The 22,420-nt window shown below is 65.2% G+C and carries 25 protein-coding genes; 18 read left to right on the top strand and 7 right to left on the bottom strand.

Annotated elements, in window-relative coordinates:
* Positions 1–15 precede the first annotated feature (15 nt).
* The gene (locus AC5Y6Y_RS08545; protein WP_473139132.1) at positions 16–798 is read right to left on the bottom strand and encodes a universal stress protein; all 783 of its coding nucleotides are present in this window, start codon (positions 796–798) and stop codon (positions 16–18) included.
* 178 nt (positions 799–976) lie between these two features.
* On the opposite strand from AC5Y6Y_RS08545, the gene AC5Y6Y_RS08550 reads away from it, so the two are divergent.
* The 3 genes from AC5Y6Y_RS08550 to AC5Y6Y_RS08560 are packed head-to-tail and all read left to right on the top strand — an operon-like array spanning position 977 to position 4,728.
* The gene (locus tag AC5Y6Y_RS08550; protein WP_463827636.1) at positions 977–3,307 is read left to right on the top strand and encodes a nitric-oxide reductase large subunit; all 2,331 of its coding nucleotides are present in this window, start codon (positions 977–979) and stop codon (positions 3,305–3,307) included.
* A gap of 3 nt (positions 3,308–3,310) precedes the next feature.
* Positions 3,311–3,934: a hypothetical protein gene (locus tag AC5Y6Y_RS08555; RefSeq protein ID WP_473139133.1), complete on the top strand. Its 624-nt coding sequence runs from the start codon at positions 3,311–3,313 to the stop codon at positions 3,932–3,934.
* On the top strand, positions 3,931–4,728 hold the full coding sequence (locus AC5Y6Y_RS08560) for a slipin family protein (protein WP_463827634.1): 798 nt from the start codon (positions 3,931–3,933) through the stop codon (positions 4,726–4,728). Before AC5Y6Y_RS08555 ends, AC5Y6Y_RS08560 begins: the two co-directional genes overlap by 4 nt.
* Before the next feature lie 95 nt (positions 4,729–4,823).
* Here the strand turns inward: AC5Y6Y_RS08560 and AC5Y6Y_RS08565 are convergent, their stop codons facing one another.
* On the bottom strand, positions 4,824–5,156 hold the full coding sequence (locus AC5Y6Y_RS08565) for a hypothetical protein (protein WP_473139134.1): 333 nt from the start codon (positions 5,154–5,156) through the stop codon (positions 4,824–4,826).
* A gap of 23 nt (positions 5,157–5,179) precedes the next feature.
* Between AC5Y6Y_RS08565 and hisN the strand changes: the two genes are divergently transcribed.
* The 3 genes from hisN to AC5Y6Y_RS08580 all read left to right on the top strand — a co-directional run bounded on the left by hisN (position 5,180) and on the right by AC5Y6Y_RS08580 (position 8,650).
* Positions 5,180–5,959: a histidinol-phosphatase gene (gene hisN / locus AC5Y6Y_RS08570; protein WP_473139135.1), complete on the top strand. Its 780-nt coding sequence runs from the start codon at positions 5,180–5,182 to the stop codon at positions 5,957–5,959.
* An 81-nt stretch (positions 5,960–6,040) separates the two neighbouring features.
* A complete protein-coding gene (locus AC5Y6Y_RS08575) occupies positions 6,041–7,426 on the top strand; it encodes an acyl-CoA dehydrogenase family protein (protein ID WP_473139136.1) in 1,386 nt (461 codons plus the stop codon).
* 21 nt (positions 7,427–7,447) lie between these two features.
* Positions 7,448–8,650, top strand: a complete 1,203-nt coding sequence (locus tag AC5Y6Y_RS08580) for an acyl-CoA dehydrogenase family protein (protein WP_473139137.1) — start codon at positions 7,448–7,450, stop codon at positions 8,648–8,650.
* A 10-nt stretch (positions 8,651–8,660) separates the two neighbouring features.
* On the opposite strand, the gene AC5Y6Y_RS08585 is transcribed toward AC5Y6Y_RS08580, so the two are convergent.
* Both AC5Y6Y_RS08585 and AC5Y6Y_RS08590 read right to left on the bottom strand, forming a co-directional pair.
* The gene (locus AC5Y6Y_RS08585; RefSeq protein ID WP_463827786.1) at positions 8,661–9,185 is read right to left on the bottom strand and encodes a GNAT family N-acetyltransferase; all 525 of its coding nucleotides are present in this window, start codon (positions 9,183–9,185) and stop codon (positions 8,661–8,663) included.
* A gap of 8 nt (positions 9,186–9,193) precedes the next feature.
* Positions 9,194–10,054, bottom strand: a complete 861-nt coding sequence (locus AC5Y6Y_RS08590; protein ID WP_473139138.1) for an oxidoreductase — start codon at positions 10,052–10,054, stop codon at positions 9,194–9,196.
* Positions 10,055–10,126: 72 nt separating this feature from the next.
* Here AC5Y6Y_RS08590 and AC5Y6Y_RS08595 point away from each other — a divergent pair, with 72 nt between their 5' ends.
* From AC5Y6Y_RS08595 to AC5Y6Y_RS08605, 3 genes are read left to right on the top strand one after another with little or no spacing between them, the layout of a single operon-like run.
* Positions 10,127–10,294, top strand: a complete 168-nt coding sequence (locus AC5Y6Y_RS08595; protein WP_463827628.1) for a hypothetical protein — start codon at positions 10,127–10,129, stop codon at positions 10,292–10,294.
* Positions 10,295–10,308: 14 nt separating this feature from the next.
* Positions 10,309–10,659, top strand: a complete 351-nt coding sequence (locus AC5Y6Y_RS08600) for a hypothetical protein (protein WP_473139139.1) — start codon at positions 10,309–10,311, stop codon at positions 10,657–10,659.
* A 25-nt stretch (positions 10,660–10,684) separates the two neighbouring features.
* Complete coding sequence (locus AC5Y6Y_RS08605; protein ID WP_473139140.1) at positions 10,685–11,653, top strand: NADPH:quinone oxidoreductase family protein; 969 nt, start codon at positions 10,685–10,687, stop codon at positions 11,651–11,653.
* Between the two features lie 11 nt (positions 11,654–11,664).
* Here the strand turns inward: AC5Y6Y_RS08605 and AC5Y6Y_RS08610 are convergent, their stop codons facing one another.
* From AC5Y6Y_RS08610 to AC5Y6Y_RS08620, 3 genes are read right to left on the bottom strand one after another with little or no spacing between them, the layout of a single operon-like run.
* Positions 11,665–11,943: a cytochrome C oxidase subunit IV family protein gene (locus tag AC5Y6Y_RS08610; protein WP_463827626.1), complete on the bottom strand. Its 279-nt coding sequence runs from the start codon at positions 11,941–11,943 to the stop codon at positions 11,665–11,667.
* Positions 11,940–12,530 (bottom strand): cytochrome c oxidase subunit 3 family protein, encoded by a 591-nt coding sequence (locus AC5Y6Y_RS08615; protein ID WP_463827625.1) that lies wholly within the window; start codon positions 12,528–12,530, stop codon positions 11,940–11,942. The genes AC5Y6Y_RS08610 and AC5Y6Y_RS08615 overlap by 4 nt, the downstream gene beginning before the upstream one ends.
* Positions 12,531–12,533: 3 nt before the next feature.
* Positions 12,534–13,313, bottom strand: coding sequence for a hypothetical protein (locus AC5Y6Y_RS08620; RefSeq protein WP_473139141.1), 780 nt, complete (start codon positions 13,311–13,313; stop codon positions 12,534–12,536).
* A gap of 240 nt (positions 13,314–13,553) precedes the next feature.
* Here AC5Y6Y_RS08620 and AC5Y6Y_RS08625 point away from each other — a divergent pair, with 240 nt between their 5' ends.
* The 9 genes from AC5Y6Y_RS08625 (at position 13,554) to AC5Y6Y_RS08665 (ending at position 22,407) form a co-directional block, all read left to right on the top strand.
* On the top strand, positions 13,554–14,372 hold the full coding sequence (locus AC5Y6Y_RS08625) for a hypothetical protein (RefSeq protein WP_473139142.1): 819 nt from the start codon (positions 13,554–13,556) through the stop codon (positions 14,370–14,372).
* On the top strand, positions 14,299–15,378 hold the full coding sequence (locus AC5Y6Y_RS08630; RefSeq protein WP_473139143.1) for an acyl-CoA dehydrogenase family protein: 1,080 nt from the start codon (positions 14,299–14,301) through the stop codon (positions 15,376–15,378). Before AC5Y6Y_RS08625 ends, AC5Y6Y_RS08630 begins: the two co-directional genes overlap by 74 nt.
* A 100-nt stretch (positions 15,379–15,478) precedes the next feature.
* On the top strand, positions 15,479–16,645 hold the full coding sequence (locus AC5Y6Y_RS08635) for an acyl-CoA dehydrogenase family protein (protein ID WP_463827621.1): 1,167 nt from the start codon (positions 15,479–15,481) through the stop codon (positions 16,643–16,645).
* Positions 16,645–17,412: an SDR family NAD(P)-dependent oxidoreductase gene (locus tag AC5Y6Y_RS08640; RefSeq protein ID WP_463827620.1), complete on the top strand. Its 768-nt coding sequence runs from the start codon at positions 16,645–16,647 to the stop codon at positions 17,410–17,412. The genes AC5Y6Y_RS08635 and AC5Y6Y_RS08640 overlap by 1 nt, the downstream gene beginning before the upstream one ends.
* Positions 17,412–18,614 (top strand): thiolase family protein, encoded by a 1,203-nt coding sequence (locus tag AC5Y6Y_RS08645; RefSeq protein ID WP_473139144.1) that lies wholly within the window; start codon positions 17,412–17,414, stop codon positions 18,612–18,614. The genes AC5Y6Y_RS08640 and AC5Y6Y_RS08645 overlap by 1 nt, the downstream gene beginning before the upstream one ends.
* Positions 18,615–18,627: 13 nt before the next feature.
* Positions 18,628–19,851 carry an acetyl-CoA hydrolase/transferase family protein gene (locus AC5Y6Y_RS08650; RefSeq protein ID WP_473139145.1) on the top strand — a complete coding sequence of 408 codons (1,224 nt, stop codon included), beginning with the start codon at positions 18,628–18,630 and terminating at the stop codon, positions 19,849–19,851.
* Positions 19,848–20,789, top strand: coding sequence for a hydroxymethylglutaryl-CoA lyase (locus tag AC5Y6Y_RS08655; protein ID WP_463827617.1), 942 nt, complete (start codon positions 19,848–19,850; stop codon positions 20,787–20,789). Before AC5Y6Y_RS08650 ends, AC5Y6Y_RS08655 begins: the two co-directional genes overlap by 4 nt.
* A gap of 31 nt (positions 20,790–20,820) precedes the next feature.
* Entirely contained in the window at positions 20,821–21,579 is a 759-nt protein-coding gene (locus AC5Y6Y_RS08660; RefSeq protein ID WP_473139146.1) for an SDR family NAD(P)-dependent oxidoreductase, read from the top strand.
* A 42-nt stretch (positions 21,580–21,621) separates the two neighbouring features.
* Positions 21,622–22,407, top strand: coding sequence for an enoyl-CoA hydratase/isomerase family protein (locus AC5Y6Y_RS08665; RefSeq protein ID WP_463827615.1), 786 nt, complete (start codon positions 21,622–21,624; stop codon positions 22,405–22,407).
* Positions 22,408–22,420: the final 13 nt, after the last annotated feature.

Below are 22,420 nucleotides of genomic sequence, written 5' to 3' on the forward strand. Positions count from 1 at the left end.
CTCCGAATTCGGTCCCTACAAGTTGCTGCACCGCACGGTCAGCACCGAGGATCCCGCGTTGTAGACACTGCACACCTGCGCGGTATGCGCGTCGGTGACGAACAGCTGCCCCGGTCCGGCGTAGTCGGCCAGGTAGCGGCAGGAATGGCCGGGCACCACCGCCGACTCGACCCGGACATCGGGATACAACCGCGTCCACCTGCTCAAGCGGCGGTCCAATTGTGCCTGCTGTAAACCGTTCTGATCAGTGGTGCGCTTCGCCTGCACCGAAACGGCACGCAACGGGACTTCCCGCAGCCGGGCCTCCCGGAACGCGTGTCGCAGCACCGAACCATTCTCCACCTCCACGACCACCCGGCTGATCTCGGGGGTTGTGCTGCCGTCGGGCCTGCGGTGGATCACTGCCACGGGGCACAGCGACGATCCCGCCAGGGCGCCCGCGACCGATCCCTGGCCGCTACGGGCATGGGCGAGGCCGATCGAGCCGACACAGATCATCGCGGCCGACCTGGACTCCTGCATCAACTTGTTGAGCGGTTTACCCCAGCGGATGTCGGTTTCGACGGTGACGTCGCTGCCGGTTGCTCTGATCGCCCGGAAGGCGTCGTACAGCGCGGCGCGCGCGGCTGCCCGGCACCTTTCGATCCCGGCGCTCTGCAACGCATCGATGACGTAGATCAGTCGCAGCGGAACATCACGCTCAATGGCTTCATCGGTGGCCCACACCGCCGCGTGCAACGCGGCCTTCGATCCGTCGATACCGACGACGATTGCAGGACCAGGCTCGCGGCCGCTCATCGTGGTCTCCTCCTTCGGTCTTTCCGGCTAATCCGAACGTTAGGAGCGGGCCGGATCGATTCCCAGAGGAGTTGGTCCCCGGATCCGGGCCATTAGTCCCTAGCCACCAGGTGAGCGCGCAAATACCATTGCCAGCGCCCGGCGATACAGCCCATCGCCCAGACAGGAGATCCTGCAAATGGCTGTTCAAGAGGTATCGTCCACGCCGAATCCCGCTCAGCCGTCCGCCCAGCCGCTAGTGGGTAAGGGCTGGGTCCAGGGGGTTGCCCTGGTGATGATCTTCGGTTTCCTGGTCATGGGCATCCTGGCCTACCGGACCTACACGGCGGCCATGCCGATGCCGGACAAGGTGGTCAGCGAAACCGGACAAACACTGTTCACCAGCGACGACATCACCAAGGGCCAAGAGCTCTTTCAGGCCCGCGGGCTGATGCAGTACGGGTCGGTGCTGGGTCACGGCGCCTATCTGGGACCCGACTACACCGCCGAATACCTGCGCATGGCGACCGACGACGTCGCCGACCAATTTCGCGCCGAAGGCGTCGCAGATCCGCGCCAACGAGTTGTCACCGAATTCCGCACCAACCGCTACAACCCCGACACCAAGACGCTGTCCTTCACCGCTCACCAGGCCGCGGCCTTCGACCACCTGCAAAATCATTACGCAGCCTATTTCGGTGAGAACTCCACCAAATACGGGTTGTTGCCGCACCTGATCACCGACAAGACGCAGATTCGTCAGTTGACGGCGTTCTTCGCCTGGACCGCTTGGGCAGCCGCGGCCGAACGGCCCGGGCACAAATACACCTACACCAACAACTGGCCGGCCGAGCAGCGCGTCGACAACGGTCCTACCGCGGCGGTCATCGTGTGGTCGGCGCTGTCGCTGATCGCGCTGCTGGGCGGTATCGGCATCATGTTCGCCGTCTACGGCCGCTGGAGCCAGAAGGTCGGTTGGCACGGCGCTGAGACCTCTACGCTGTCTTTCCGGCAACCCGGTGAGGTGGGCCTGACGCCGGCCCAACGAGCCACCATCTGGTTCTTCGCGGTCGTTTCGGTGCTCTTCTTGGCCCAAGCGCTGCTGGGTGCGGCGGCCGAGCACTACCGCGCCGACCTGTCGACGTTCTTCGGCTTTGATCTGGCCCGGATACTGCCCTACAACCTGGCCCGCACCTGGCATCTGCAGTTGGCCCTGTTCTGGACGGCGGCAGCGTTCCTGGCGGGCGGTATCTTCCTGGTGCCGTTCATCGCGCGTCGCGAGCCGAAACGTCAAGCGCTGCTTGCCTACATCCTGCTGGGCGCGGTCGCGCTGGTGGTGTTCGGCTCACTGACCTGCGAAGCCCTGTCCATTTACGGTGTCATCCCCGAAGGCGGGCTGTTCTCCCAGCAGTGGGAGTATCTCGACCTGCCGCGGTTGTGGCAGATCCTGCTCGTCGTCGGGTTGTTCGTGTGGATCGCGATCATCTGGCGCGGCATCCGCGCCCGACTCAAGGGTGAGTCGAAGATGAACATGCCGTGGCTGTTCTTCTTCTCCGGCTTGGCGATTCCGGCGTTCTACGCCGTCGGCCTGCTGGCCACCAGCGACACCCACTACACCGTCGCCGACTTCTGGCGGTTCTGGGTGGTGCACCTGTGGGTCGAAGACTTCCTGGAGTTGTTCACCACCGTGATGGTGGCGTACATGTTCGTGCTGCTGGGTGTGGTGCGGGAACGCATCGCGCTCGGGGTGATCTTCCTCGACGTCATCCTGTACTCGGCCGGCGGCGTCATCGGCACCATGCATCACCTGTATTTCTCCGGAACGCCAGTGGAACACATGGCACTTGGGGCGTTCTTCTCCGCCGCGGAGGTCATCCCGCTGACATTCCTCACCGTGGAGGCGTGGGCGTTCCTGCAACTCGGCGCACGCCAGCAATCCGGTGACGCCAACCCGTTCCCGCACCGCTGGGCGGTGATGTTCCTGGTGGCCGTGGGATTCTGGAACTTCTTGGGAGCCGGTATCTTCGGGTTCCTGATCAACCTGCCGGTGGTGTCCTACTACCAGATCGGCACGGCGCTGACGGCCAATCACGGTCACGCCGCGATGATGGGTGTCTACGGGATGCTCGCCGTCGGACTGGCGATGTTCGCGTTCCGCTATGTGATCCCGGCCGACAAGTGGCCGGAGAAGTTGGCCCGAATCTCGTTCTGGTGCATGAACATCGGACTCGCCTGGATGGTGTTCGTCACACTGCTGCCATTGGGCGTGATGCAGCTGTACCACTCCGTCAACGACGGCTACTTCGAGGCGCGCACCCTGGGTTACATCACCAAACCGGGCAACGCGGTACTCGAATGGCTGCGGATGCCCGGTGACATCATCCTGATTGGCGGTGGCATATTGCCGTTCGTCTGGATGGCCTTGCTGGCGCTGCGCAACTTCCGGTCCGGCACAACGGTGGACGAGCTGCCCGAACATGCGCTGTACACCGAGAACACCGCGGTGGAGCCGACAACGGCGAAGGACTGAGAGATGGCCGCGCCCGCGACGTCGGTATGGCTGATCGCCGGCTATTCGCTGCTGCTGCTGGCCATCGGGTGGTGTTTCGACCTGATGGCACGGCATGCCTCAGCACGCGCAGCGGCTTGGCGCAGCGGGCAATTCAGTTACCGGCCCGACCATGACGCCTGGGTGTGCCCGCGGGATCACTGGCTGTGGCCGACCTCGTTCGATCCCAAGCACCGGGTGATGCGCTACCGGGCACTGCCCATCGTGTGCAACAGCTGCCCGGTCAAGTCCACCTGCACCACGTCGAACCACGGACGCGAGATCAGCCGTGAGGTCGATCCGTGGCCGCATTCGGAAGCCGGCCGTTTTCACCGCGGGATCGCTTGCAGCGTAGCGGCTTTCGGTATTGTGCTACCGCTGGCGATGATGGTCACCAACCACACGCCGGCTGATGTCCTGGTGTTGGCGGGCACCATCACGGTGATCACACTGCTCGGGCTGCCGCTTGCCCGGCACCTGTGGAACACCCCGGCCAACGCGCCGGACCACCTACCACACCGGACCGCGATCGAGGACCAGGTGGCTGCCGCGGTCGACCGCTACTCCACCCGCTGGGGAGGATGGGAAGGCAAGGAGAACAAGACATGACCGGTTTGGTGATCGGTGTGGTCGTCCTCGGGATCGTGTTGCTCGTCGGCCTCGCCGTGGTCTCGCTGTCGGTGCTACGGGAGTACGAGCGCGGGGTGGTGTTCCGGATGGGTCACATCCGTCCGCTGTACCAGCCGGGACTGCGGTTCCTGATCCCGTTGGTGGACAGAATGGTTCGCGTCGACCAGCGCCTGGTGACGCTCACCATCCCGCCGCAGGAGGTGATCACCCGCGACAACGTGCCGGCCCGCGTCAACGCGGTGGTCATGTTCTCGGTCACCGAACCGCTGAAAGCGATTCTGGCCGTGGAGAACTACGCGATGGCCACCTCCCAGATCGCCCAGACCACCTTGCGTTCGCTGCTGGGCCGCGTCGACCTGGACACGCTGTTGGCTCACCGCGAGGACCTGAACAGCGACCTGCGCACCATCATCGAGAAGATGACCGAACCCTGGGGTGTGCAGGTGCGCGTAGTGGAGATCAAGGACGTCGAGATTCCCGAGTCGATGCAGCGGGCGATGGCCCGCGAGGCCGAGGCAGAGCGTGAGCGCCGCGCGAAGGTGATCAATGCCCGCGGCGAACTGCAGGCGTCCGAGGAGTTGCGCCAGGCCGCCGAGACGCTCTCGAAGAGTCCGGCGTCGCTGCAACTGCGTTATCTGCAAACACTTTTGGAGCTGGGTGCCGATCAGAACTCCACCGTGGTCTTCCCGCTGCCCGTCGACATCATCACGCCGTTCCTGCGCAACCCGGACGCGCTGCGCGGCGCGCTGGATGCCGTGAATCACCACGGTTGACGGGTCAATTCACGGCCAAAGCGTTCACCAGTACCACCCGCCCACACACTGGGCAATGCTACGGCCGCAGCCACGGGCGGACCAGCGTCGATGCACTACTCGCCCGGCAGCTGCTCTGGTGGCGCGAAGTTCCAGTTATCCGGATTTTTGGGCGAATACACGACCGGAAACTGCTGTCCTATCGTCGGCCACTGATCGGCGTCGACGACCATTTGCCGGTAGACCGGATGCTCGTTGACGGTCGGCCCGTTCATGACGCCGGAGATGGTGACCAACTGCTCACCGGCTTCCTCTGACCGTGGGCTGACCCCGGTCACAAGCAGGGTGCCGCTGGCCAGTGCGCCGCGTGGCCCGGGCTTGATGAACCGGGGCACGATGAACATCGCCAGCACGGCCACCAGCATGATCAACGCCAGGAATTCCCACATGCCGCCATGGTAGGACTGCAGAAATGAACGACGATCTGCAGTTCGCGCTGGATCTGGCCGATCGTGCGGATACGCTGACCCGCGCCCGGTTCGGCGCGATCGATCTCCGCGTCGACACCAAACCCGACCTGACCCCGGTGACCGACGCAGACCGCACGGTCGAAGCCGAGTTGCGCGAGGCGATCGCGGTCGGCCGTCGCGGCGACGACGTGCTCGGCGAGGAGTTCGGCGGTACGGCCGCCTGCACCGGACGACAGTGGATCATCGATCCGATCGACGGCACCAAGAATTTCGTGCGCGGAGTCCCCGTCTGGGCCAGCCTGATCGCGCTGTTGGTCGACGGGGTGCCGGTCGTTGGGGTGGTCAGCGCCCCCGCATTGCAGCGCCGGTGGTGGGCGGCGAGCGGCGCAGGCGCATTTGCATCGATCAACGGGGCGGCCCCGCGCCGACTGTCGGTTTCGGCTGTCGCGGAACTGGATTCGGCGAGTCTGTCGTTCTCCAGCCTGTCCGGATGGGCGGATCGCGGTTTACGCGAGCAGTTCATCGCGCTGACCGACACCGTCTGGCGGGTACGTGCCTACGGCGACTTTCTGTCGTACTGCCTGCTGGCGGAGGGGGCCGTCGACATCGCGGCCGAACCAGAGGTATCGGTGTGGGACCTGGCCGCGCTGGACATTGTGGTGCGCGAGGCCGGCGGCCGGTTCACCAGCCTGGACGGCACCGCGGGACCGCACGGCGGCAGCGCGGTCGCGACCAACGGCCTGCTGCATGACCGGGTGCTGAACAGCCTGCGCAGCCTGTGAACTAACTAACACGGGCCTATCTATCTTACTCTGGAGTAAGATACGGTTATTCGCAACGCCCCAACGACAGAGGCTGCTGACATGACCGACACAGTTTCGAAAAGCCGATCGCGCACCAAGAAGCGCGATGACCGCCAGATCGGGATGAAACCGCACAAACGCACCGGCGTCGACGTCGCCATCGCGCTGATCACGCCGATCGTCGGCCAGGAGTTCCTGGACAAATATCGGTTACGCGATCCGCTGAATCGGGCGCTGCGGTACGGCACCAAGCAGTTGTTCACCACCACTGCCGCCGCGGGTCGCCAGTTCAAGCGGGTGCAGAACCTGCGGGGTACACCGACCCGACTGAAAGCCAGCGGCAAGAACTACTTCGACCTGACACCGGACGACGACCAGAAAATGATCGTCGAGACCGTCGAGGAGTTCGCCGGCGAGATTCTGCGTCCGGCCGCCCACGACGCCGACGAGGCCGCGAGCTACCCGGCCGGTCTGATCGCCAAGGCTGCCGAGCTCGGGATCACCGCCATCAACATCCCTGAGGACTTCGACGGCATCGCCGAGCACCGCTCCTCGGTCACCAACGTGCTGGTCGCCGAGGCGCTGGCATACGGCGATATGGGACAGGCATTGCCGATCCTGGCGCCCGGCGGCGTCGCGGCCGCACTGACCCACTGGGGCAGCGCCGACCAGCAGTCGACCTACCTCGGCGAGTTCGCCGGTGAGAACGTGCCGCAGGCATGCGTGGCCATTGCCGAACCGCAGCCGCTGTTCGACCCGACCAGGCTGCGGACCACCGCGGTGCGCACCCCGTCCGGCTACCGCCTGGACGGCGTGAAGTCCCTGGTGCCGGCCGCCGCTGACGCCGAACTGTTCATCATCGGCGCCCAGCTCAACGGCAAGCCCGCATTGTTCATCGTCGAGTCGACCGCCAAAGGACTGACCGTCCAGGCCGACCCGAGCATGGGAATCCGCGCGGCGGCCCTGGGACAGGTCCACCTTTCCGGAGTGACCGTGCCACTGGACGCCCGACTGGGCGAGGACGACGCGGCCGACGCCGACTACTCCGAAGCGATCGCCCTTGCCCGGCTGGGTTGGGCCGCGCTGGCAGTCGGAACCTCCCACGCGGTGCTCGACTACGTCATCCCCTACGTGAAGGAGCGCGAGGCCTTCGGCGAACCGATCGCGCGTCGGCAAGCCGTCGCGTTCATGTGCGCGAACATCGCCATCGAACTCGACGGACTGCGGTTGATCACCTGGCGCGGCGCATCGCGTGCCGAACAGGGCCTACCGTTCGCCCGGGAAGCGGCACTGGCCAAGCGATTCGCCTCCGACAAGGGCATGCAAATCGGCCTGGACGGCGTGCAGTTGCTCGGCGGCCACGGCTATACCAAGGAACACCCGGTCGAGCGCTGGTACCGCGATCTGCGGGCCATCGGCGTCGCCGAGGGCGTTGTGGTCATCTAACTTCTAGGCGAAAGACTCATCATGGCAATCAATCTGGAGCTACCGGGCAAGCTGCAAGCGGTGATCACCAAGACCCACCAGGGTGTCGCCGAGCTGGTGCGGCCCATCGCCCGCAAGTACGACCTGAAGGAACACGCCTATCCGGTCGAGCTCGACACGCTGATCAATCTGTTCGAGGGAGCATCGGACTCGTTCAGCTTTGCCGGGGCCGGCGAACTGCGCGGTGCCGACAGCAAAGAAGACAATCACAACGGCGCGAACATGGCCGCGCTGGTGCAGACCCTCGAGGCCAGCTGGGGCGACCTGGCGATGATGCTGTCCATCCCCTATCAGGGTCTGGGCAACGCGGCCATCTCCGCGGTCGCCACCGAGGAGCAACTGGAACGCTTCGGCAAGGTGTGGGCCGCCATGGCCATCACCGAGCCCGGATTCGGCTCGGACTCCGCGGCGGTGTCGACCACCGCGCGACTCGACGGTGACGAATACGTCATCAACGGCGAGAAGATCTTCGTCACCGCAGGTTCGCGCGCCACCCACATCGTGGTGTGGGCCACAGTGGACAAGACGGCCGGCCGGGCGGCGATCAAGTCCTTCGTCGTACCCCGCGAGCACCCCGGCGTCACTGTGGAGCGGCTCGAGCACAAGCTCGGCATCAAGGGTTCGGACACCGCGGTGATCCGCTTCGACAACGCCCGTATCCCCAGGGACAACATCCTGGGCAACCCGGAAATCGAAGTGGGCAAAGGCTTTTCCGGAGTGATGGAGACGTTCGACAACACGCGGCCGATCGTGGCGGCCATGGCTGTCGGCATCGGGCGCGCCGCGCTGGAGGAGATCCGCAAGATCCTCACCAACGCCGGGGTCGAGATCGACTACGATCGGCCCTCGCACGTGCAAAGTGCCGCCGCCGCCGAGTTTTTGCGGATGGAGTCTGACTGGGAAGCCAGCTACCTGCTGTCGCTGCGCGCCGCGTGGCAGGCCGACAACAGCATCCCCAATTCCAAAGAAGCGTCGATGAGCAAGGCCAAAGCCGGCCGAATGGCCACCGATGTCACCTTGAAGACTGTCGAATTAGCCGGCACCACCGGATATTCCGAGCAGACGCTGCTGGAGAAGTGGGGACGGGACTCCAAGATCCTGGACATCTTCGAAGGCACCCAACAGATTCAGCAATTGGTGGTCGCCCGCCGCCTGCTCGGGTTGTCCTCGGCCGAACTCAAGTAACCGCCGGCCCTCAGGCCAGTTCGGTGGGCGGGTCCACCTCGTCCGCCGCCGAGATGGCGTCGCGCTGCCACCACTGCACGTCGTGCCAGGCCCCGAGTTTCCACCCGACCCGGCGAAAGTGGCCGACCGGCTCGAAACCGAACGCTGCGTGCATTTCGTTGCTGGCCTCGTTCGGCTGGGCGATGCAGGCGAACACCCGCCGGAACCCCCGCCCGGCAAGACGTTTCAGCAATTCGGTATACAGCATGCGCCCACCGCCCGAAGCCTTGCGATCCGGTGAGAGATAGATGCTTGTCTCCACCGCCCAGCGGTAGGCCGAACGCGGGTGAAACCGGCTGGCGTAGGCGTAGCCGACAACCGTCCCGTCGTCCTCGAGGACGAGCCATTCGTGACCCACCTGGGCCGCTTCGATGCGGTCTGCCATGTCCTCGACGGTCGGCACTTCGGTCTCGAAGGTGATGGGGGTGTCCAGCACGTAGGGGCGGTATATCTCGACACAGGCCGCGGCGTCGGCGGCGGTGGCGGTGCGGACCAGTTGCGGCACTAGCCGGCAATCGCGTCGAGTTGGATACGGACATCGTCGTCGAGTTCGATGTCGGCGACCGCAAGATTCTCCTCCAGATGCTGCACCGACGAGGTGCCAGCGATCAACAGGACGTTGGGCGCCACACTCAGTGTCCACGCCAGCGCAACCTGTGCCGGAGTGTGCCCGTACTGCGCGGCCGCCCGGACCACCACCGCGTTGCCCAATACCGGGTTGTGCACCCCGGCGAAGGCCGATCCCAGCGGGAAGAACGGCACGAAAGCGATACCGCGCGAAGTGCATTCATCCACCAGCGGCATCGCGGCGCGATGGACGAGATTGAAACTGTTCTGCACACAGGCGATCTCGGTCATCTCCAGCGCGTGCAACAGTTGTGCGTGGGTGATCTCGCTGAGCCCGATACCGCCGATCAGGCCTTCGTCGCGGGCGGCGATGAGGACGGCCAGCTGGTCGTCGAAGAGTTGGTCCGGTTCGGTGCTCTCCATCACCCGCAGGTTGACCACCGCCAACTGCCCGACACCCAAGGTGCACAGATTGGCTTCCAGATCCCGGCGCAGATCGCCCGGATCGGACAACGGCAGCCAGGCGCCGGTGTCGTCGCGTCGGCCGCCGACCTTGCTCACCAGCGCCAGATCCTCCGGGTAGGGATGCAGCGCCTCCCGGATGAGTTCGTTGGCCACCTTCGGCCCGTAGTACTGGGCGGTATCGATGTGGTTCACCCCCAATTCGACCGCGCGCCGCAACACCGACACCGCAGCCGCTCGATCGCGCGGCGGCCCCAGCACGCCGGGCCCCGGCAGCTGCATGGCTCCGAAGCCGACCCGGGACACCGAGTGGCGACCGAGTGGAAATTGCTCCATCACGTGAGATTAGCGTTGAGCCGACAGTCTGATTGCGGCGCACCGGGACGGCGACCGCAGCGAGGAATGAGCATGGATCGAGCCACCAACGGCGGCAGCTTGCTGCGGCAGCCGCTGTTCTGGACAAGCCTGGCATTGCCGGTGGCCATCGCCGTAGGGATCGGGACCCAACGAGCACCGTCCGGGCCGCCGTGGTGGGTGCTGGTGGCGCAGCGCAGCAGTGGTGGCGTCGAACCCTGAAAGGCACCTGCTTCATGTACGGCGGCATCGGTGTGAGCGTGGCCGTCATATCCGGTTGCATCCGATTCCTCGCGAAGAAGGGTGAATTACGTTTGCGCTGGGGCCTTTTCGGTGCCTTCGTCTTCTTCTGGGTCTTCGTGGTCGGTGGCGCGTTGAACTCCAGCCAAAACGAGATCACGGCCGGTCGAACCTCGAAGCCGACAGGTCTGGTGTTGATCGTCAAGAGTTTGCTCGGTCTCACCGACCGCGCCACGCCCCTACACATCCGCGGCCTGGATCGGCCTGCTGGCTATGTTTGGCTCTCTGGCCTACGCGGTCAGTGGGCCCTCGGCCGGCAATCGCGACGAGCCAGGGCCGTAGATTGACAGAAGGTTCAACATCGGAGGTGGCATGCGCGCAGCACGGGTGACTCGGCTGGACGGTCCGGACGCTATCGAGGTGGCAGACGTCGACGAACCCACCGGCGACGGCGTGGTGGTCGAGGTGCACGCCGCCGGGGTGGCATTCCCCGACGCGCTGCTCACCCGCGGCCTCTACCAGTACCGGCCCGATCCGCCCTTCGTGCTTGGCGCCGAGATCGCCGGGGTGGTCCGCTCGGCCCCTGACGGTGCCCACGTCAAGGCCGGCGACCGGGTGCTGGGCCTGACCATGCTGACCGGCGGAATGGCCGAGGTCGCGGTGTTGACACCAGACCGGGTGTTCAAGCTGCCCGAGAACCTCAGTTTCGAGGCCGGCGCCGGGGTGCTGTTCAACGACCTGACGGTGTATTTCTCGCTGGCCGTCCGCGGCCGCCTGGCCCAAGGCGAAACGGTACTGGTGCACGGCGCCGCCGGCGGCATCGGCACCTCCGCGCTGCGGCTGGCGCCGGCCATGGGTGCCTCGCGCGTCATCGCGGTGGTCAGCTCCGAGGAGAAAGGCCAGATCGCCACAGCGGCCGGCGCCACCGACGTGGTGTTGGCCGACGGGTTCAAGGACACGGTCAAGGAGCTGACCAACGGCCGCGGAGTCGACATCGTGGTGGACCCGGTCGGCGGCGACCGGTTCACCGATTCGCTGCGTTCCCTGGCACCGGCCGGGCGGCTGCTGGTGATCGGCTTCACCGGTGGCGAGATCCCTACCGTGAAGGTGAACCGGTTGCTACTCAACAACATTGACGTGGTCGGCGTGGGTTGGGGGGCCTGGGCCGGTAAGCACCCGGGTGCGCTCGAACAGCAGTGGGCCGCGCTGGAGGAGCTGTTCACGTCGGGCAAACTGGCCGCCCCGGAGCCGGATGTGTTCCCGTTGGCGGAGGCCGCGGCCGCGGTGGCGTCGCTCGAAAATCGCAGCGCCAAAGGCAAAGTCGTGCTCCGGGTGCGCTAGATCGCGCGTAGTCAGACCCCGGCCGGCGTGGTCAGCCAGCAGCCCAGGATCACACCTGCGACTACGACCGGCCAGGCTTCGAAAAGCACGCGCACCGGTAGCGGCGCGCGGCGCAATTCCATGAAATCCAGAATGACGTACCGCACTTTGACCGCCGCAATCACAAACGTTCCCAGGACGGCGGCGGTGGGGCTGAACAGATCCTTGGACAGTCCCCACGTCGTCAGGCAGGTCAACACCATCAGACCCAGCCAGACGTGGGTGACCCGCTCCCGCAACTCCGACATCATGCCGCTTTCATCAGATACAGCAACGGGAACAACACAATCCACAACAGATCGACGAGATGCCAGAAGGATGCCACCGATTCCGGGACCGCCCGGCGGCCGCTGCTGAAGGCACCTCGCCGCGACCTGAGCCACACATACGTCAGCAGGCTGGTACCGAGCAACACGTGGGCCAGGTGGATGCCGGTCAGGGTGAAGTACCACATGTAGAAGGGGTTGGTTCCCGGGGTGATGCCGTGGGCGAATTTCTGGGAGTACTCAACAGATTTGGACACCACGAACATCAGCCCGGTGACCACTCCCCCGAGCAGGTAGCGGGGCACCCGGTCGACGAGGTCACGCTTGAGGGCTTGGATGGCCAGCGCGACCAACCACGAACTCGTCAACAGGATCAGCGTGTCCACCCCACCCAGATCGATGTTCAGGGTGTGCCGGGACGCCTCGAACAACGCCGGCTTTTTGAGCCGATCCTGCATGAATGTCAGGAACAGGATCGCGAAGATCACCGAGTCGGCGCCGATGAAGACCCAGATGCCCTCCAGTCCTGGAAGGCGTCTGGGTTCCACCCGCTCGGCGGTTTCGACGCTCACGAACTAGACGTGCGCAAGTTCGGCCGCAGCATCTTCGGCCTGTAGGCGCGGGATCGCTTTGATGATGAAGTAGGACACCGACGGGATCCAGAAGAACCAGGTGAAGAAGGCGATCCAGAAGCTGATCACGCCGTTGAAGGCCAGCGGACCGGTGGTGACGAACGGGATGGCGCTGACCGCGAAGAACGATGCGAAAGTGACCCAGCCCCACCAGCTGACCGCGCTGGGGACCAACTTCGTTTTCCGCTTGTCCCGCATGAAAACAATGCTGACAGCAGCGATTTGGAGAGACGTCACAAAATACGCCAGATCGAAGAGGAGCCAGCCCATCCAGTAGAGCAGGTGCATGGTCTCGGGCGGAAGATTGTCGACCTCGTGCGCGGCCGCCAGCCAGATCGCCAGCGTGACCGAGACGGGAGCGCAGGTGATGGTGCCGCCCATCATTTCGATCTTCGACAGGATCCCGCCGGGACCTTCGATGCGTTCCATCACTCGCGAGACCGCCACGCTGAACGACATGTAGAACGCGGTCATGGTGAGGCAGACGCTCAGTGCGATCAACAGCCGTGGTCGCAAGTCATGGAAATGCTGCTTGACCTCGGCTCCCGTTGCGCTGGCGGGGAATGGCGGCATGTTGTCGGCCACGATCCCCCACAGGCAGAAGACCGCGAACAGGAACACCGGACCGGTCCAGGCCAGGATCTTCCAGGTTCGGTAGTCCGTCGGGTACGGTTCCGGTACCCGCGCCGGGGTGTAGGGGGTGGGTTGAGTTTTTATCGCCATCGGTCTGCTCCTAGGACACGTTGTTGATGCGCATCGACACGATCCCGATCGATGCAGCTGCGGCACTTCGATCGTCACGCCGATGGGGTCGGGTTGGCTTCCCCCCAACGAGTCAAACTTTGTCTACCCCTTTGGGGACACCGGTCAGAGCAGCACCGCCAGGTCTGCCGCAGCCCTTGAATTTTTGGTCAGTCCATTTGTACTATCGAATCATTGTTGGTCACCGATGACGATGGGCGAATGATGCGGAACCGCGAAGGTTACGGCTCGCAGCGGATTGCACTGTGGTGCAACTGGATTTTCGTGGCGCTCACCGCGATCGGCTGGCTAGGCATCGCGCACTTCTACCATCCCGCGAGAGCCGACCTGGGGATGAACGCGACCAAGGTGTGGTTCAGCGAAACGCACCACTGGGGCACGATTATCGGCTGCAGCGTCTTCTACGTTGCCGCCGGAATCCTCACCCCCGGCTCCATCATGTTCGGCATCATGCTGGCCAAGATCGAGGGCCGGCGGCCGGTATGGTCGTTCACCACCGCGGTGTGCGGCGTCTTCATCTCGCTGATCGTCTTCCTCAATGCCTGCGCGTGGATCGTGTCGGCCTACCGCAGAGAGAGCGGATCCGACGTCATCCAGGCTTTCTACGACTGGGCCTGGTTCGCCTTCCTACTGGGCTGGATCTATCTGGCAATCGAGATGGCTGCGACCGGCGTGGTGGAGCTGATGGATCACCGCGATCAACCGATGGTTCCGCGCTGGTTCACCTGGCTGACCTTTGCCGGCGCGCTGACGTTGTTCTTCGCCGCCGGGCCGGCGTTCCTGAAGAGCGGACCGTTCGCCTACCACGGGTTGCTGGCGTTCTATGTCCCGGTTGCCGTCTGGGGCGGCTACCTCACCATCACGACATGGTTCATGTTGAAAGAGCTGGGCCGAGAAGCGGAGTCGGCTCGGGACGCGACTTCCGAAGTTGAAGGGCGAGAAGGTCATGCATTGGGAGCTGTCCGCAGAGCAACAACTGTTCGCGACGTCGCTACGGGAGTGGCTGGCCGACCGGGCTGACGCAGCCACGGTGCGCGGCTGGCTGGAGAACCGGGATCCGAGGTCCTTTGAGCACATCTTCGTCGAGGAGGGTTGGGCCGGGGTCGGTTTGAGCGAGGAACTCGGCGGTCAGGGCGGCGGCCTGTTGGAGCTGGCGCTCACCGCGCGCGAGCTCGGGCGCACGGCCGCACCGTCGGCCGGGTGGCTGCAGACCGCGCTCGTCGTCCCGACCCTGGCCTGCGAACCAGCCCTGGCCCGAGCTGCTACGGAGTCCGGTGAGGTGACCGCGCTGGCGGTGCGTGCCGATCGCATTCCGGCGGGGTTCGGGCCGGTGCGCGCCAGCGTAAACCGGTTGCACGGGCAGATTCCGTGTGTGCTCGCCGCGGCGCGGGCGCGGCACCTGTTGGTTCCGGTCACCGACGACACCGGCGCAACCCTGTGGCTGGTCGACGTCGCCGAGGCAGGGGTTGACATCCGCTCCCGCTCACTCCTGGACCGGTCACGGGAGGTTGCCGACGTCGAACTCGACGACGTCACCGCACGCCGGCTCGACGTCGACGCCACCAGCGTTCTCAGCGAAATTTCCACCTGGGCAGGGGTTCTCGTCGCCGCCGACGCGCTCGGTGCGGCCGAGCGGATGCTCGGCCTGGCCGTGGAATATAGCAAACAGCGCCATCAGTTCGGACAACCGATCGGTTCGTTCCAGGCGGTCAAACACGCCGCCGCGCAGATGCTGGTCACCATCGAATCCTCGATGTCCATCGTGTACTACGCCGCTCAATCCGCCGAGGAACAGTTGCCCGATCGGGCCGTCCACGCGGCGGTGGCCAAGGCCCAGGTCACCAGCGGGGCAGCTGAGGTCGCGGACAGTGCCCTGACACTGCACGGCGCGGTGGGTTACACCTGGGAGCACGACCTGCAGCTGTTCTACAAGCGCGCCAAGCTGGACCGGACGCTGTTCGGCGCACCGGCTACCTGGAATGAACGCATAGCGGCGGCGCTGCCGTTACTGCCCGCCACCGCGTGACGCCGATGGCAGCGCACCGGTTTCTTTTTGGTCTGTCCATTAGTATGATTTGCACTCGAGCTGATAAATCTTTCGTAGGCATCGTCGAGCGGAGATCGGTGTGGACTTCCAACTGAGCGAGGATCAACAGACGATCCGAGAAGCCGTCGCCGAATTGGCCGCAAAATTCGACGACCACTACTGGCTGACGAAGGACCAGAACCACGAGTTTCCGTCCGAGTTCTACGACGCCTTCGCCAGCGGTGGTTGGCTGGGCATCACAACTCCCGAGGACTACGGCGGCCACGGCTTCGGCATAACCGAAGCCTCGATCCTGTTGGAGGAAGTCGCGGCCAGTGGCGCCGGGATGAACGGCGCAAGTTCCATGCACATGTCGATCTTCGGCATGCACCCGGTGATCGTGCACGGCTCCGAGGATCTCAAGGCGCGCAATCTGCCGCGCATTGTCACCGGCGATCTGCATGTCTGCTTCGGTGTCACCGAGCCCGGTGCGGGCCTGGACACCACCAAGATCAGTACTTTCGCCCGCCGCGAGGGCAACCGCTACGTAGTCAACGGTCGCAAGGTGTGGATCTCGAAAGCGCTGGAATCCGAAAAGATTCTGCTACTGACCCGGACCACGAAGTTCGACGAAGTCAAGCGCAAGACCGACGGTATGACGCTGTTCTTCACCGACCTGGACCGCGACAAAGTCGAGATCCGCCCGATCCCCAAGATGGGGCGGAACGCGGTGTCGTCCAATGAACTCTTCATCGACGGCCTCGAGATCCCGGTGGAGGACCGCGTCGGTGAGGAGGGCCACGGTTTCCGCTACATCCTGGACGGCCTGAACCCAGAGCGCTGCCTGATCGCCGCCGAAGCGCTCGGCATGGGGCGGGCCGCGCTACGCGCGGCCGTCCGCTACGGCAACGAGCGGGAAGTGTTCGGACGGCCGATCGGGATGAATCAGGGCCTGCAGTTCCCGCTCGCCGATTCGCTGGCCCGCCTGGACGCCGCCGAACTGATCCTGCGCAAAGCCACCTGGCTCTACGACAACGGCAAACCCTGTGCGCGCGAGGCGAATACCGCCAAGTATTTGTGTGCCGACGCCGCTTTCGACGCGGCGGATCGCGCGGTGCAAACCCATGGCGGTATGGGCTACTCGGAGGAATACCACGTCGCGCGTTACTTCCGCGAAGCCCGACTCACCCGCATCGCACCGATCAGCCAGGAGATGGTGCTCAACTACCTGGGCGAACACGTGCTGGGTCTGCCGAGGAGCTACTGATGAATGCCCCCAGAGACGTGTTCCGACTCGACGGCCGCTCGGCACTGGTGACCGGTGCCGGCAGCGGCGTCGGCGAGGCTATTGCCCGCGCCTTCTCGGCAGCCGGCGCAGCGGTGCTGGTGACCGATATCGACAAGGACGCCGCCGTAGCCACCGCGGAGTCGATCGTGGCCGCCGGGGGTGTCGCGCAGCCGTTCGTCCTGGACGTGCGCGACTCGGCCGCCGCTGCCGAAGCCGCCGGCGCCGCAGCAGAACTCGGTGGCGGCGCCCTGCACGTCCTAGTGAACAACGCCGGCGCCATCGCCCCGGCCATGTTCGGCGACCTCTCGGAGGAGAACTTCCGTCGCATCGTCGACATCCACCTGGTGGGTAGCTTCGTGTGCAGTCAAGCCGCCCTGCCGCACCTGCCGACCGACGGCACCGGCCGAATCATCAACGTCACTTCCGCGGCGGGCCTGACGGGGACCATCGGCCAAGCCAATTACGGTGCGGCGAAGGCCGGAATCGTCGGCCTGACCAAGTCCCTGGCCAAGGAGTTGGCGCGGCAGTCGATCACCGTCAACGCCGTCGCCCCACTGGCCGCAACGGCCATGACAGCCAACATCCGCGGCAACGAAAAGCTGGCAGCCAAAACTCTCGCGCGAATACCGTTGGGCCGCTGGGCGTTCCCCGACGAGATCGCACCCACGTTCGTCTTTTTGGCCTCCGACGCGGGCTCCTACATCACTGGCCAGGTGTTGCCGGTTGACGGCGGGACGGTGATCTGATGGGGCGCACCATCAACGGGCCGTTCGCATCGACCGGGCGTGCGGTGTACATCACCGAAGCAGTGCGTACCCCGATTGGGAAGTCACACCCGGAGCGCGGCTGGTACCGCGACACCCATCCGAATGCAATGCTCGCCGCCTGCTATACCGAGCTGGTCACCCGCACCGGAATCGATTCCGCAACGGTAGAGGATCTGGTGATCGGCTGCACGGCACCGTTCGGCGAGCAGTCCCGCAACATCGCACGCAACGCCTGGTTGCAGGCCGGATATCCGCCCGAGGTGCCCGCCACCACGCTGGACCGGCGCTGCGGATCGGCGCAGACCGCACTGGCGATGGGTGCGGCCCTGGTGGCTTCCGGTACCCACGATGTGGTGATCGCCGGCGGCGTCGAACACATGGGCCGGGTCCCGATCGACTCACCCGCCAAGATCTCCGAGCTCTACGGCGACCCTTGGCCGGCCGAACTGCGGGACCGTTATGACTTTGTGCACCAAGGGGAAAGCGCCGAACTGATCGCGGATCGCTGGCAGCTGGGCCGCGCCGAAATGGACGAGTTTGCCGCACGCTCACACACGCTCGCCGCCAAAGCCATCGCCGACGGGCGGTTCCAGGGCGAAATGGTCCCGATGACACTTGACGGGCAGATCCGGTACTCCGATCAATGTGTCCGGCCGGACACCACGGTAGCGACCCTGGCCAACCTGAAACCGGTGTTCCGCAAGGAGAACGGCCGGATCACTGCGGGCTCGTCGTCACCGATCAGCGACGGTGCCGCCGCCGTGCTGCTGTGCTCGGACGCGGCCGTGCGCAGGTTCGATCTACACCCGCGCGCCCGTCTCGTCGACCAGACCACCGTCGGGGTGGACCCGATCATCATGCTGACCGGCCCCATCCCGGCTACCCGGAAACTGTTGCAGCGCAATAATATCGATATCGACGACATCGACCTGTTCGAAGTCAACGAGGCGTTCTCGTCGGTGGTTCTGGCGTGGCAGCAGGAATTGCAACCGGACACCGACCGGGTCAACGTCAACGGCGGAGCTATCGCCCTCGGGCACGCGGTGGGCGCTACCGGCGCCCGGTTGACGGCGACGGTGGTCGCCGAACTCGAACGCCGCGACGCCGACCTCGCGCTGGTGACGATGTGCTGTGGTGGCGGATTGGGCACTGCGACGCTATTGCAACGGGTCTCGGCATGAGCGAGTCCGCACCGTGATCGACTTCAGCAGTCACCTCAGCCGCGGCGACGGAGTCTGGTGGGGCCAGGCCGCGGCCGAACCCCGGCCACTGGTCGACGCCCTGATTCTGCAGAACCCGCGGATCGGCCCGATTCAGGTCTTCACCGGGCTGAGCTGGAATGACCAACTCGCCATCACAATTCCGGGCCGCATGTCGATGTCCTCCTACGGCGGCCTCGGCCAACTTCGCGAGCTGAGCCGTTCCGGACGTCTCGATGTGGTGCCGTGCCACTACTCGGCACTGCCGCGCATGTTTGCCGAACGACTGCTGCCCTGCGATGTCGGTCTCGTCCAAGTCTCCCCGCCCGACGCGGACGGCACCTGTTCGTTGGGCATCGGCGTCGACTATGTCGCCGATGCCATACCGCACACCCCGGTGCTGATCGCCGAGATCAACCAGAGAATGCCCGAAACCCTTGGCGCTCCTCGTATTCCGCTCGAGCGCTTTGCGGCGTGGGTCACCACCGACCGGCCGCTGGCCGAGGATCCCACCCGTCCGCCCGGCGACACCGAACAACGCATCGCCAGCCATATCGCCGAACTGATCGACGACGGCGACACCGTGCAGTTGGGCGTCGGCTCGATGGGTAGCGCGGTACTCGACGCGCTGGCCGGACACGAGCATCTGGGAGTTCATACCGGCATGGTCACCGACGGGTTGCTGCGGCTGGTGGACAAGGGCGTGGTCACCGGCAGTCGCAAAGAGATCGATCCCGGCGTGATCGTGGCCGGTACCGCGCTGGGGTCGGCTGAGCTGTACACCCGGCTGCCCGAGATGCCCGTCTGCTTCCTGCCCATCAGTTACACCCATAGCCCGCGGATACTTTCGCAACTGCAATCACTGGTGTCCATCAACTTCGCCGTCGAGGTCGACCTCACCGGCCAGGTCGGTGCGGAGGTGAGTCGCGGCGTGTACGTCGGTGCGGTCGGTGGGCAGGTCGACTTCACCCGGGCGGCCTCGCTCACCGGAAAGCGGTCGATCATCGCCTTGCGTGCGACCTCCGGCGGCCAGTCGACAATCAAGCCGTTCCTCGACGGTGGGGTGGTGAGCACAGCGCGTTCCGACGTCGACGTCGTCGTCACCGAATACGGTGTCGCACATCTGCGCGGCCGCAGTCTGCGGGAGCGCGCCCACCGACTCATACAGATCGCCGACCCCCGATTCCGCGATGAACTACTTGAAGGGAGCACGCTGTGAGCGCCTTGCCCAGGCAGGTCCACATCCGGGAAGTGGGCCCTCGCGACGGATTTCAGAACGAACCGGAAACTATCGCCACCAGCGACAAGATCGACCTGATCAATCGGCTCGCCCAGACCGGGCTGCGGCGCATCGAGGTGGCCAGCTTCGTCCGCCCCGACGTCATCCCGCAGCTGTCCGACGGAGTCGAAGTGCTGCGTGGCGTCACCGTCCCCGCCGACGTATCGCTGATGGTGTTGGTGCCCAACAGCAAAGGGCTCGACAACGCGCTGCGGGTGCGGGACACGTTCTCAGAGGTCGCGATCTTCGTCAGCGGATCGGAGACACACAACAAGAAGAATGTGAACCGGACGATCGCCGAGTCGATGGCTGACAACGAGATCATTGCCAAACGCATTGTCGCCGAGAATCTCAAGTGCGCCGCCGTGATCGCCACCTCCTACGGTTGCCCCTTCGAAGGCCGGGTGCCGATGAACCGGGTCCTCGACATCGCCGAACAATTCGCGGCGGCCGGTGCCACCGAAGTGGGGTTCGGCGACACCACCGGCATGGCCAACCCCGCCTACGTAGGTGAGTTCTTCACCGCGGCCATCGAACGACTGCCCGGCGTGGAGGTCACGGCGCACTTCCACAACACCCGCGGCCAGGGCCTGGCCAACGCCTTTGCCGCGCTGCAGGCCGGGTGCACCAGCTTCGAGTCCAGTTTCGGCGAACTCGGTGGTTGCCCCGTCCCTAGAGGATCCACCGGAAACATCGCTTCGGAGGATCTGGTCAGCATGTTCGAGGAGATGGGCGTCTCGACCGGCATCTCGCTGCCGAGTCTGATCGACGCTGCCCGAGCCGCCCAGAACGTACTCGGCCGCACCCTGACCAGCCACTCCATCATCGCTGGGCCGATCGACTGGTCTGCAGGTTCGGACAAACGTTTCTGCCACTAGCGTCACTACCAATCACCACAAGGAGAAATTGATGAGTAATCGGGTCGCGTTCGTCACGGGCGGTGCCCAAGGCATCGGTCAAGGAATCTCGGAAACGCTGGGAGCCAACGGATTCCGGGTGGCGATCGCCGACCTGAACCTGGAAGCCGCCGAAGCCACCGCGAAGCGGATCGCCGAAGCCGGCGGGGAAGCCATCGCAGTCCAGGTCGATGTGACCAACACCGAGTCGGTCCGCAGCGCGGTCAAGATGGTCGCTGCCGAACTGGGTGAGATCGAGGTCGTGGTGAACAACGCCGGCTGGGACGACTTCATGCCCTTCCTGAAGACCTCAGAAGAGTTCTGGGACAAGATCATCGACATCAACTTCAAAGGCGCACTACGGGTGCTGCACGCAGTGGTGCCGGGCATGGTCGAGCGTGGCTTCGGCCGGGTGATCAATATCGGCTCGGATGCCGGCCGGGTCGGCTCGTCACTGGAGGCGGTCTACTCCGGGGCCAAAGGTGGCATTATCGCGTTCACCAAGACACTGGCACGCGAAGTCGCCACCAAGGGCGTCACTGCGAACGTGGTCTGCCCGGGCCCCACCGACACCCCGGCACTGCGCAAGTTCGCCGACAGCTCCGGGCAGGATGCCGACAAGGTGATCGGCGGGATGACCCGCTCAGTGCCGATGAAGCGACTCGGCCAGCCAGCGGACGTCGCTGCCGCGGTGGCCTTCTTCGCTTCCGACGCCGCCGAGTACGTCACCGGTCAGACGCTCTCGGTCAGCGGCGGACTGACGATGGCCTGACCGGCCGGCTGATCCAGTTACGCAGCGCTCGAAGGAGATCCAATGGTACAACCCGCAACCCGCGACCCGGTCGCATTGAACCATGACGGTGCCGTCATCGAAGTGGTGCTCGACAAGCCGCCCGCCAACGCCCTGGGGCCGGCGATCATCGCCGGCCTGCACCAGGCGATGGACTACGTCGCCACCACCCAAGCCAAGGTACTGGTGGTGACGTCGGCGGTGGACGGATTCTTCGCGGCAGGCGCGGACATCAAGCACATGTCCAGCGTCGACGCCACGTCGTTCCGCGAATACGGGGATGCGCTGCGGGGCGCGGTCGAGCGACTGGCCGGCCTGCCGCTCGTATCGGTCGCCGCGATCGACGGCCTCGCACTGGGCGGTGGACTCGAGTTGGCGTTGGCCTGCACCATGCGGGTCGCCACGACGCGGGCCCGCCTGGGCCTGCCGGAGGTCAAGCTCGGCCTGATCCCCGGCGCCGGTGGCACTCAACGACTTCCACGCGTACTCGGGCGGGGTCGGGCGCTGGACCTCATGCTGACCGGCCGCCAGGTGGGTGCAGACGAGGCGCTGGCGATCGGCCTGATCGACCGACTGGCCGAGCCGGGTATCACCGCACCGGCCGCCGCGCGAGAGCTGGCCGCCGAACTGTCGGCGTTGTCCACCCCCGCCCAGCTGGCAGTGGTGCGCACCGTCGACGCCGCCTACGACCGCCCACTGGCCGAGGGTCTGCGCTTCGAGGTCGACCAGATCCAGGACCTGTTCGAACACGGCGAAGCGATCGAGGGCCTGGACGCGTTCCTCGCCAAGCGCTCGCCGCACTTCGCTTAAGCACCCCCGGGAG

This window comes from Mycobacterium sp. NGS24 (genome assembly GCF_059813065.1).